Annotated in this window: 10 protein-coding genes; 4 read left to right on the top strand and 6 right to left on the bottom strand. The window is 67.0% G+C overall.

Features of this window, described 5'->3' with window-relative positions; genetic code table 11:
• Window positions 1-2,328 (top strand): hypothetical protein (locus ABIR74_RS05300; RefSeq protein ID WP_348175663.1); only part of this gene is annotated, 2,328 nt, incomplete at its 5' end.
• On the opposite strand, the gene ABIR74_RS05295 is transcribed toward ABIR74_RS05300, so the two are convergent.
• The 5 genes from ABIR74_RS05295 to ABIR74_RS05275 are packed head-to-tail and all read right to left on the bottom strand — an operon-like array spanning window position 2,306 to window position 7,174.
• Complete coding sequence (locus tag ABIR74_RS05295) at window positions 2,306-3,646, bottom strand: MBL fold metallo-hydrolase (RefSeq protein WP_348175661.1); 1,341 nt, start codon at window positions 3,644-3,646, stop codon at window positions 2,306-2,308. The genes ABIR74_RS05300 and ABIR74_RS05295 overlap by 23 nt on opposite strands.
• Before the next feature lie 43 nt (window positions 3,647-3,689).
• Window positions 3,690-4,202 carry a DUF1775 domain-containing protein gene (locus ABIR74_RS05290; protein WP_348175659.1) on the bottom strand — a complete coding sequence of 171 codons (513 nt, stop codon included), beginning with the start codon at window positions 4,200-4,202 and terminating at the stop codon, window positions 3,690-3,692.
• Window positions 4,199-5,335 carry an acyl-CoA dehydrogenase family protein gene (locus ABIR74_RS05285; protein ID WP_348175657.1) on the bottom strand — a complete coding sequence of 379 codons (1,137 nt, stop codon included), beginning with the start codon at window positions 5,333-5,335 and terminating at the stop codon, window positions 4,199-4,201. The genes ABIR74_RS05290 and ABIR74_RS05285 overlap by 4 nt, the downstream gene beginning before the upstream one ends.
• 43 nt (window positions 5,336-5,378) lie before the next feature.
• Entirely contained in the window at window positions 5,379-6,176 is a 798-nt protein-coding gene (locus tag ABIR74_RS05280; protein ID WP_348175655.1) for an ABC transporter permease, read from the bottom strand.
• Window positions 6,173-7,174 carry an ATP-binding cassette domain-containing protein gene (locus ABIR74_RS05275; RefSeq protein ID WP_348175654.1) on the bottom strand — a complete coding sequence of 334 codons (1,002 nt, stop codon included), beginning with the start codon at window positions 7,172-7,174 and terminating at the stop codon, window positions 6,173-6,175. The genes ABIR74_RS05280 and ABIR74_RS05275 overlap by 4 nt, the downstream gene beginning before the upstream one ends.
• 47 nt (window positions 7,175-7,221) lie before the next feature.
• On the opposite strand from ABIR74_RS05275, the gene ABIR74_RS05270 reads away from it, so the two are divergent.
• From ABIR74_RS05270 to ABIR74_RS05260, 3 genes are read left to right on the top strand one after another with little or no spacing between them, the layout of a single operon-like run.
• A complete protein-coding gene (locus ABIR74_RS05270) occupies window positions 7,222-8,421 on the top strand; it encodes an MFS transporter (RefSeq protein WP_348175652.1) in 1,200 nt (399 codons plus the stop codon).
• A gap of 40 nt (window positions 8,422-8,461) precedes the next feature.
• Window positions 8,462-8,764, top strand: coding sequence for an SCP2 sterol-binding domain-containing protein (locus tag ABIR74_RS05265; RefSeq protein WP_348175650.1), 303 nt, complete (start codon window positions 8,462-8,464; stop codon window positions 8,762-8,764).
• A gap of 21 nt (window positions 8,765-8,785) precedes the next feature.
• Complete coding sequence (locus ABIR74_RS05260) at window positions 8,786-9,160, top strand: phage holin family protein (protein WP_348175648.1); 375 nt, start codon at window positions 8,786-8,788, stop codon at window positions 9,158-9,160.
• Here the strand turns inward: ABIR74_RS05260 and ABIR74_RS05255 are convergent.
• The gene (locus ABIR74_RS05255) at window positions 9,157-10,761 is read right to left on the bottom strand and encodes a biotin carboxylase N-terminal domain-containing protein (RefSeq protein ID WP_348175646.1); all 1,605 of its coding nucleotides are present in this window, start codon (window positions 10,759-10,761) and stop codon (window positions 9,157-9,159) included. The two genes, ABIR74_RS05260 and ABIR74_RS05255, sit on opposite strands and share 4 nt — an antisense overlap.
• Window positions 10,762-10,829 lie beyond the last annotated feature (68 nt).

Below are 10,829 nucleotides of genomic sequence, written 5' to 3'. Positions count from 1 at the left end.
GACGAGAACGAGCGGGCCTGGGTGGAACGTCACCTGCGTCCGCTCGTCGGGCTGACCACAGATGTCGCGAGCGGGGCGGAGGAGCAGAGAACGGAGGCGACAGCGGCCTGGCGCCGCTTTCTCGAGGGGATCGCCGAGAGCGGCCCCGCACTGCTCGTCTTCGAAGATCTCCACTGGGCCGATAACGGGCTGCTCGATTTCGTTGATGAACTTGTCGATCGCGCGTCGGGCGTGCCGCTGCTCGTCGTCTGTACTGCGCGCCCCGAGTTGCTCGAGCGGCGACCTGGGTGGGGTGGCGGCAAGCGGAACGCGCAGACAGTCTCGTTGCCCTCGCTCTCCGACGAGGACACAGCCCGCTTGCTACGCGCCCTCCTCGAGCGAAGCGTTCTCTCAGCGGGCGCCCAGTCCGCACTCGTGCGAAACGCGGGTGGTGTGCCGCTCTTTGCCGAGGAGTTCGCGCGGATGCTCGAAACCGGCGCTGGAGCGGACACCGTTCCCCAGACGCTGCAGGGGATCGTGGCGGCACGGATCGACGGGCTGCCGGACGACGAGAAGCGGCTCCTCCACACCGCAGCCGTGCTCGGCAAGGTCTTCTGGACCGATGGCCTCGCGAGGATGAGCGACGAGGAGCCGTGGTCGCTCGAGCCGCGGCTGCTCTCGCTCGAGCGCAAGGAGTTCGTGCGGCGCGAGCGGCGATCTGCCGTGGTGGGTGCGCGGCAGTACGCGTTTGTCCACGCACTCGTCCGCGACACCGCGTACAGCCAGATCCCACGTGCCGACCGTTCTCGGGAGCACCGTCACGCGGCCGAATGGATCGCGTCGTTGCCCGGCGACAGGTCAGAGGACCGCGCCGAGGTACTCGCCCACCATCTCGGGAGTGCGATCGAGTATGGCACTGCGGCGGGGTTGCCGGTCGATGACCTGCGTCCTGCCGCCGCAAAGGCGCTCCACGAGGCCGGTGATCGAGCATGGGCGCTCGCCGCGCCGCGCGAAGCCGTGCGTTTCTACAGGGCCGCGCTCGCAGCAGGGACGGTGGGCGAGCCCTCCCCGCACCTCGTTTTCTCCCTTGGGCGCGCCCTTGTGCAAGCCGAGAACACGGGTGAGGATGAGCTCGAACAGGCGGTCGCGGGCCTCCTCGTGGCCGGGGACGCTTCGACGGCCGCAGAAGCGCTTGTCGCTCTGCACGAGGTGCAGTGGTTAGCCGGGACGACGAGTACCGCACTCCTCGAGCGTGCCTGCGAGCTGATCGGCGACACGGTCGATGTCCGAGTGGCAGCATACGTGCACGGCAGCCTCGGGCGGTACTACGGACTTTCGGGTCGGTCGGCCGAGGCGCTACCGCTCGATGAACGCGCCATGGCAGGCGCCGAGCGCGTCGGCGATCAAAGCCTGTACGCCTGGGCCTTGAACAACAGAGGGGTTGCACGCTGGAATCTCGGTGATCCAGGATCGTTCGCGGATCTCGAGCAAGCCCTCCAAATCTCGCTCGAGATCGGCTCGTCCGACGTCGGGCGCGCCCGGATCAACCTCGGCTCGATTCTTGACGATTACGGTGATCTTGCCGCGGCGCACGAACATCTCTCGGCCGGGGTCGCGTTCGCTCAGCGTATCGGCTCGGCCCGTATCGCGAGAATTATCAGCGTCGAGCTTGCCTTCAACCGATTCCTCGCGGGGCGGTGGGACGAGGCAGGCGAGCTCGCGACGACACTTGTCGACCAGGTTCACGACGGCTACCACGAGAGCCAGGTACAGGGCGTTTTGCTGCTTATCGCAGCGGAGCGGGGGGAGCCGATCGACGGTAGGGATATCGCCCGCGTGTCGGTGCGGGCTCGAATGATCGGTGATTTCCAGGTTCTGCTGCCGTGGCTCGCCTGTGTTGCGAGAGCCTTTACGACGACCGGCGATCCGACTCGTGCCGGCGCGTATCTCGATGAGCTCCTGGACGAGTGTCGTGGTTCCGCGGCGGCCCACGTTCAGGGAGTGTGGTTCTACGATGCCGCTCGAGCCGCTGCGATCCTCGGTCGTTCCTCGGAGATCCGAGAGGTCGCCCGGCGGCAAGGCGAAACTCGGTGGAGCGAGGCCGCTGCCGCGTTCCTCGCCGGGGAACCGCAACGCGCAGCCGATTTGCTTGCGGCGATGGGAGCGTTCGACGAGGCCGGAGCGCGTCTGGCAGCAGCCGAGAAACTGGGCGATGCCGGACGGCGCCAAGAGTCGATCGGCCAAGCCCAGCGTGCCCTCGTGATCTATCGCTCGCTCGGCGCGAGCACGGGCATGGCTCGGGCGGAGGCGATCAAACGCGCAGCCGCTACGCGGATCCGCAGCGCCTGAACTCGACCGTCTTGCCGCCGCGCGCACGCCACTCGGGCATGCCCCCGTCGGCGATCGGGTGCGCGTCGTAGCCGCGCTTGCGCAGGATGCTCGCTGCGATCACCGCACGCGGGCCGGTGTCGCAGATCGTCACGACTGGCCTGTCGAGAGGGAGGTCGGGACAGCAGCTCGTCATCAGCCGATAGGGGACGTTACGACTTCCCGGGATGTACCCGGTGTCGCGGTCGTCCTTCTCGCGCACGTCGATAACCTCCGCGCCTGCTGCGATGAGCCCTTCGAGCTCGTCGATCGTGACCGGCGTCGTCTTCTCCTCGCCGCCACCGAGCACGTAGCCGGCGACGTCGAAGAACGCAACCGAATTGAGGCCCCGGATCGCGCGTTCGGCCTCGGCAGCGCTCCCGGCGAGCACGCAGAGCGGCTCTGTCGCTTTGAGGACGAAGCCCGCCTTCGTCGAGAAGCTGTTGCCCGACACCGGCACGGAAATCGCACCTGGTCGGTGGCCGGCGAGATGATCAGCGGCATCGCGCACGTCGAGCAACTGCACGGTCCCGGGAGGTGCCGCGAGATCCTCCACCGGCGCCGGGGCGCCCACAAATGGCCCGCGGTTGGCCTCGACAATGCGTGCGAGGTTCGGCGGCTTGGGCGCGCTGACCGCGGCGGACTCGGCGATGAACGCCGTGACGTCGGTGATCTGTAGCGACGGGTTGAAGCGGCGCTCGAACCCGATCGTGGTCGATGGCTTGGAGCTCATCGACGTGCCGCAGAGCGACCCGGCAACGTGGCCCGGGAAGACCTCGACCCCGTCATCCAGTTCGAGCAGTCGGTGCAGTGAATGGAAAAGTCCTTCGGCACCTTCCTGTGCTGCAACCGCTAGATCCGGCCGAGCAGTGTCGCCGACGAACAGCGAGTCACCCGTGAGGACCAGCCAGGGCTCACTGCCGCGCGAGTTATCGACGACGGTGAGGCAGCAATGCTCTGGTCGATGGCCCGGCGAGTGGATCACGCCGAGCGTGACGGCACCGATCGCAATCTCGTCGCCGTCGTGCATTGGGTCGTTCGGGTAGTCGACACCAGCGTCGACGTGCACGCTCACCGGAACCCCATGCTCGAGCGCGAGGCGGCCGTGCCCGGAAACGTGATCGGCGTGCGTATGGGTCTCGATCGAGCGCACGATCCTGAGTCCCCGCTGCTCGGCCTCAGCGAGCACCGGCTCGATCGCAAACGGGGGATCGACCACGACGGCGATCCCTGCTTCCTCGTCACCGATCAGGTAACACGCACACCCAAGGTCGCTGTTCAGGAACTGGTGGAAGATCACGGACCGACGGTAGCACCCCGTCCCGCTATCTCACTTGAAGCGTTCACCTGCGGAGGCGGCGGAGGATGACGAGACTCGCTCCGATCACGAAGATGCCGATGACGCCGGCGGCGATCACCGGCCAGGGACGCTCGTCGGACGCCGCCTCATCCGTGGTGGGCAGCACGATCAGGTCGCTCGTCCACCGCACGACCGCTCCGTCGTCGTACCTCTGGCTTGCGGAAACTCCGTAGGTCCCAGGGCGCACCTCCGCGATGATGCGAATCGGGAAGGCGGCCGTGGCGCGCCCCTCGATACGCCCGTCCGACCACGTCACTGTGGCGCCGTCGACGATCGCACGCCAACCGTAAGGTGCGCTTGCCGACACGACCGAGATTCCGGCCGGCATCGTCGCCTGAAGCGCGACGGTGGCGTGGGGAGGCCGTTCGTTCGGCACGGTCATGCCGATCTCCGTCGCAACGCCGACCGCGACGAATGGCGGCTCGATCGAGACGTGTGCGACGGCTCCTGCCGGGACTATCAGCGCAGCCGCAAGAACGACGAGCGCACGCCTCACGGCAAGCCGAGTTGCCGCGCGATCACCATCCGCTGCACCTCGTTCGTGCCCTCGCCGATCTCGAGGATCTTTTGATCCCGGTAGAGACGGGAGATCGGGAACTCGTCCATGAAGCCGTAGCCGCCGTGGATCTGCAGCGACGCGTTCACCGCGCGGTTCGAAAGCTCGCCGGTGTAGAGCTTCGCCATCGCCGCAGCCAGTGCGAACGGACGCCCCTGATCCTTCAGCCAGGCCGCCTTCCAGACGAGGCCGCGCGCCGCTTCGATCTCGGTCGCCATGTCCGCCAGCTTGAACTGGATCGCCTGGAACGACGAGATCGGGCGGCCGAACTGGTGGCGCTCGCGGGCATACGCGTAGGCGAGGTCGTAGGCGCCCTGGGCGAGGCCGACGCTCATCGCGGCGACCGAGATCCGGCCGCCATCGAGGATCTGGAGGAACTGGTGGAACCCCTGACCGCGGCCACCCAGGAGGTTCTCGTCCGGAACGATGCAACCGGTGAACGAGAGAGAGCGCGTATCCGACGCCTTCCACCCCATCTTGTGAAGCGGTGGGGAGACCTCGTAGCCGGGGGTTCCATTCTCGACGATCAGGTTCGAGACCTCGCCTTCGCCGGTGAGCGCGGTGATCGTCACGCATTGCGTGATGTCGGTGCCCGAGTTGGTGATGAATGCCTTTGCCCCGTCTATCGACCACCCGCCATCGACCGGGGTTGCGGTCGTCCGGGTCGCGCCGGCATCGGATCCGGCCTCGGGCTCGGTGAGCCCGAACGCGGCGAGACGCTCACCGCGTGCGAGCGGTGGGAGCCACCGTTGTTTCTGCGCGTCGGTGCCGAAAAGGTAGATCGGCATCGTGCCGAGTGACGTGTGCGCGGCAACCGTGATCGCGACCGACGAGTCGATCCGGGCGAGCTCCTCGATCGCGAGCGCGTAGGCGAGCGTGTCCCCGCCGGCGCCGCCGAGCTCCTCGGGGAAGGGGATCCCCATCAGCCCGAGGGCGGCCATCTCCTCGACGAGCTCGTACGGGAAGCGGCCTTCACGATCGAGCTCCTCTGCGACGGGCGCGATGCGATCGAGAGCGAACGCGCGAACCGTGTCGCGAAAGAGCTCGTGCTCGGAGGTGAGATCGAAGTCCACGCGAAGGCGATGGTACCCGCCCGAATGCTCTCGTCGCGTGAACTCAGCGGTCGATCGCGCGGTACTTGCGGATCGCGAGCGGCATGAAGACGACGAGGAGGGCGATCGTCCACATCACCGACATGAGAATCGGGTGCTCACCGGGGAACGAACTCGACGCATAGGGGTTCGGGTTGCCGAAGAGTTCGCGTGTTGCGCCGGTGAGGGCGCTGACAGGGTTCCACTCCGCGATCGGCTGCAGGGCCGCGGGGAGGGTTTCCGTCGGGACGAAGGCGTTCGAGAGGAATGTGATCGGGAAGATCACGAGGAAGCCGAGCTGCTGAGCGACTTCGACGGTGGGCACGGACAGGCCGAGGTAGACCCCGATCCACGCCATCGCGTAAGTGAAGAAGAGAAGGAGAAGGACGCCGTACATGAAGTCGACGAAGCTGCTGTGCACCCCCCATCCGACGACGAGCCCCGTCAGCATGAGCACGATGAGCAGGCCGACGTTGTAGACGATGTCGGCGAACGTGCGGCCGCTGAGCACCGCTGATCGGGCCATCGGCAGCGAGCGGAACCGGTCGATCAGGCCCTTCGTCATGTCGTCCGCGACGGCGATCGCCGTTGTGACCGAGGCGAAGGCGAGCGTCTGGACGAAGATCCCGGGCATCAGGAACTCGCGGTACGAGCCGCCCCCGGGAATGGGGATCGCCCCACCGAAGACGAAAGCGAACAGCAGCACGAACATGATCGACTGGAGGATCGCGAAGATCGCGAGTTCCGGTATGCGCGGTACGCGCTTGAGGTTACGCCAGCTGATCACGATGCCGTCGGCGACGGCAATACGGAGGCTGTTCATGCGCTTTCGCCTTCGGATGTCATATCCGTTCGGGTGTCGTTGGCGTCTGGCTCTACCTCTGCTGCATGGCCCGTCAGAGCGAGGAAGACGTCGTCGAGCGTCGGTCGCCGTAGGCCGACGTCATCGATGCGGATCTGCTCCTCGCCGAGTCGAAGCACGACCTCGACGAGTTGCTGGGCACCACCTTCGGCGGCGATCGTCAACCGCCGCGAGTGCTCGTCGATCGTGGCAAGACCATCGGGGGCGATGAGCTGCGCCGCGCGCCCAAGGTGGTCGTGGTCGTGTACGACGACCTCGATCCGCTCGCCGCCGACCTGCGTCTTCAGCTCGTCGGCCGTGCCGCGGGCGATGATCTTCCCGGTGTCGACGACGGCGATCTCGTCTGCGAGGGCGTCCGCCTCCTCCAGGTACTGCGTCGTCAGGAGGAGTGTTGCCCCCTCGCGCACCTGGGTGCGGATCACGTCCCACATGCCGAGTCGGCTTCGCGGGTCGAGGCCGGTCGTGGGCTCGTCGAGGAACAGCAGCTTCGGCTGGCCGATCAGGGCGGCTGCAAGGTCGAGTCGCCGGCGCATCCCACCGGAGTACGTCTTTGCAACACGGTCGCCGGCCTTTTCGAGGTCGAAGCGCGTCAGGAGCTCGGCCGCGCGGCCCTTCGCGTCGTGGGAGCTGAGCTGGTAGAGCCGTCCGAACATCCAGAGGTTCTCTCGACCGGTGAGGTTCTCGTCGATCGCGGCGTACTGCCCCGAGAGGCCGATCATCCGGCGGACGGCCTGCGCATCACGCCCGACGTCGAGACCGGCGATCGTTGCCCGACCCGCGTCGGCGCGGAGGAGCGTCGTAAGGACGCGCACCGTGGTCGTCTTGCCCGCCCCGTTCGGCCCGAGGAGCCCGAGCACGGTTCCCTCCTCAACCTCGAGATCGACGCCATCGAGCGCGCGCACCTCGCTCTTCCGCGAGCGGTACACCTTTACGAGCCCTTGCGCTTCGATGACAGCCATCGCACAACGCTAGCGAGTGCGAAGGGGCCTGTGCCTAGACTGCGGGAATGAGCGACTCGATCGACCGGAGGGGCATGGGCGCGCTCTCCGGTGGGCACCTCGCGACCGACTTCGCATCGGGGGCGGTGCCGGCGATGCTCCCGTTCTTTGCGGCGAAGTTCGATCTCAACTACACACTCACGGCAGTGCTGATGCTCGCTGCGCTCGCCTCGTCTTCCCTCACGCAGCCGCTCTTCGGGCTCTGGTCCGACAAGCGAGGGGCGCTCTGGTTGCTGCCGGCGGGCATCGGCCTGGCCGGCGTCGGCATCGGCCTCGCGGCCGTCGCGCCAAGCTACGGGTTGCTCGTGATTCTCGTCTTCCTCTCGGGCCTCGGCATTGCGGCGTTCCATCCGGAGGGAGCAAAGTTCGCGGTCTTCGCCAGTGGGCGCAAGCGAGCCAGTGGAATGTCCCTCTTCAACATAGGGGGCAACACGGGCTACGCACTTGGCCCGATCATCGTCACGCCTCTCGTCCTCTGGCTCGGCCTCGGGCCAGGTGGACTGCTTGCGTCGATTCCCGTGGTTCTCGGTGCCGCGGCGGTTCTCCTGGCGCTCCCGTACCTGTCACGCCTCCGTCCCGAGGCGCGCTCGCCGGGTGTCGCAGTGTCCGGTACGGACGACGTGCGGGCTGTACTCATCCTCGGCGGCGTCATCGGTTTCCGTAGCGTCGCATGGTTCGGCCTCCTGACCTTCGTGCCACTCTGGGTCGTGTCACTCGGCAACTCGGAGGCCGATGGCAACAGGATGCTCTCGCTGATGCTCGTCGCGGGCGCAGTCGGGACTCTGACCCTCGGCCCGATAGCCGACCGATTCGGCCTGCGGCGAACGCTCCTGGTCGCCCAGGCGATCTTGACGCCGATGATCCTCGTCTTCGTTCTCGTCGGGGGCGTCGTCGGCGCGCTCGCCTTGATGCTCGTTGGTATCTGTGTCGTCGGCACGTTCGGGCTCACGATGGTGCTGAGCCAGATGTACCTGCCGGAGCACGTCGGGATGGCCTCGGGCCTCTCGATCGGCCTGGCAATGGGCCTTGGTGGCATTGCCGCCGTTGCACTCGGGGGAATTGCCGACGCGATAGATCTCGAGACCGCCCTCGTCTGTTGCGCGTTCGCTCCGCTCGCCGGCGTCGTCCTTTGCTTCTTCCTCCCGTCTCCTGCGGTCGCATCACCGGTTGCGACCGCGCCAGCCTCCGCATACCCTCTCCTCGACTAGTCCAGCCGCCGCGCCGCCTACCGCCCGACAAGGAGTCCCAATGACCGTGCACGAGTTCTTCGAAGCGCTTCCGTCGAAGGTCGACCCCGCGAAGACGGCTGGGATGAACAACCGGTTCGCATTCGACATCGCCGACGTCGGTGTCTGGACGGTGGTCGTCACGGACGGCGCTGTCACGACCGAGGAAGGCGAACACAACGCCGACTGCACGATCTCGGCGAGCGAGGAGACGCTGATGAAGATCTCTCGCGGTGAAGCGAACCCGACGACTGCGTACATGACGGGCAAGCTCAAGATCAAGGGAGACATGGGCGCCGCTCTCAAGCTGCAGAAACTGTTCTAGGCGAGCACGAGGCCACTGCGCATGTATCTCGCCGTTCGCCTGCTCGTCGCCTGGGGTGCGAACGTCCTCGCCCTCATCGTTGCCGACTGGGTGTTTGCCGGCCTTACAATCGAGCACTGGGGGCCGCTGCTGCTCGCGGGTGCCGTGTTCGGGCTCGCGAACATCTTCCTCAAGCCTCTGCTCACGTTCATCGCCATCCCGTTGATCATTCTCACGTTCGGGCTGGCCTACTTCTTCGTCAACGTCGCGATTCTTGCGTTCACGGAGTGGATTGTTCCGGACTTCTCGATCGACGGCTTCTGGACGTACGTCGGCGCCGTGATTGTGATGTGGCTCGTGAACGTCGCCGTCCGTCGGCTCCTGAGACTGATCCAGGGCGATGAGCCGGGGGTCTAGCCGAGCTCGACGAGAAGTGTTCCCGCAGCGACCTGATCGCCTGTAGCAACGTGAACCGCGGTCACGGTTGCGGCGAAGGGGGCGAGGACGGGCATCTCCATCTTCATGGCTTCGAGGACGACGAGCCGCTGCTGAGGCGTGACGGCGTCGCCGACGACGACGCCGACGGCCAGCACCGTGCCTGGCATCGGGGCCGCGATTGCGCCGTGTGCGCTCGCTCCGGCTGCGGGGGTAGCCGCATCGATGTTCGGCGCGGCTGTGGGAGGCGGGACGGGTCGATTGAGTCGCCACGGCGTCGCGAAAGCCGGCGGGGCGGTGTGGAGCGGCGAAACGGAGAGCGGCGTGTGGTCGATCAGGAAGGCCGTCGAGAGTGAGCCCGTGACGAATGCGGGGTGGCGAACGAGCCAGCGCAGGAAAGGAAGATTCGTGATCACGCCGTCGATTTCCGTTGCGTCCAGAGCACCTGTCAGCCGCGCGATGGCGCTCTCGCGATCCGACCCATGGGCGATCAGCTTTGCGATCATCGGGTCGTAGGCGAGACCGATCTCGTCCCCCTCCTCGACGCCTGCGTCGACGCGGACGCCGGTTGGAAGGACGAGCCGTGCGAGCCGCCCGGTCTGGGGCAGGAAGGTACGCGAGTCCTCGGCATAGAGACGTGCCTCGATCGCGTGCCCCGTCGTCACGACATCGAGCCCGATCTCCTCGCCGGCAGCGACACGGAGCTGAAGCTCAACGATGTCGAGGCCCGTGACCTCCTCCGTGACAGGATGCTCGACCTGGATCCTCCCGTTGAGCTCGAGGAAGTAGACGTCGTCACCGGAGACGAGGAACTCTGCCGTCCCCGCACCCTGGTACCCGATCGCCTCGGCGAAGGCTCTGGCGCCGCCCTCGATGCGCGCCCATGTGCCAGGCCGGAGCCCGGGAGGGGGGGACTCCTCGATCAGCTTCTGGTGGCGCCGCTGGATCGAACAGTCACGGCCGCCGAGCACGGTGACGCCCCCGCGATGGCCGAGGAGCTGCGCCTCGATGTGGCGGGGACGATCGAGGTAGCGCTCGCAGAACACGGCGTCGTTGCCGAAGGCACCCTCTGCTTCGCGCCGGGCCGCCGCGAGGGCCTCATCGAGCTGTGCCGGGTCGCGGACGACGCGCATGCCGCGCCCGCCTCCGCCCGCCGCTGCCTTGACCACGAGAGGGAAGCCAATTTCGCCGGGTGAGCCCTGGGGCAACGTCGGCACGCCGTTCTCGATCGCAATCCGGTGGGCGGCGACCTTGTCGCCTCCGAGCCGGAGCGCCTCGGGCGACGGTCCTACCCAGGTGATACCGGCAGCGAGCACCGCCTCGGCGAACGTCGGATTCTCGGAGAGGAATCCATAGCCAGGGTGGATCGCGTCGGCCCGAGCGGCGACTGCAGCGCGAATGTGCTCGGCCCCGTCGAGGTACGAGCCGAGCTCGACTGCGCTGTCGGCCGAGCGGACGTGAAACGAGTTGCGATCGTCCGATGCGAAGACGGCGACCGTGTCGATCCCGAGGCGTGCGCAGGTACGAAACACGCGAACCGCGATCTCTCCGCGGTTCGCGACGAGGAGTCGCTGTATCGCCACGTCGTGCACTCTTGCAGAGACCCGGGTTTGTCCGCGCCCCGATGCGGGTACCTACGTCGGATGCGCCG

The sequence above is a fragment of the Gaiella sp. genome (assembly GCF_039915195.1).
In the GTDB taxonomy this organism is placed as follows: Bacteria; Actinomycetota; Thermoleophilia; order Gaiellales; family Gaiellaceae; genus Gaiella.
Note: the sequence above shows the minus strand (reverse complement) of the source record. Positions and strands in the feature narration are given on the sequence as shown.

What these genes read in the sequence shown, in the direction of transcription:
- ABIR74_RS05260 (WP_348175648.1), top strand. Translation starts at nt 8,786, where the DNA reads ATGTATCTCGCCGTTCGCCTGCTCGTCGCCTGGGGTGCGAACGTCCTC.
- ABIR74_RS05265 (WP_348175650.1), top strand. Translation starts at nt 8,462, where the DNA reads ATGACCGTGCACGAGTTCTTCGAAGCGCTTCCGTCGAAGGTCGACCCC.
- ABIR74_RS05270 (WP_348175652.1), top strand. Translation starts at nt 7,222, where the DNA reads ATGAGCGACTCGATCGACCGGAGGGGCATGGGCGCGCTCTCCGGTGGG.
- ABIR74_RS05275 (WP_348175654.1), bottom strand. Translation starts at nt 7,174, where the DNA reads ATGGCTGTCATCGAAGCGCAAGGGCTCGTAAAGGTGTACCGCTCGCGG.
- ABIR74_RS05280 (WP_348175655.1), bottom strand. Translation starts at nt 6,176, where the DNA reads ATGAACAGCCTCCGTATTGCCGTCGCCGACGGCATCGTGATCAGCTGG.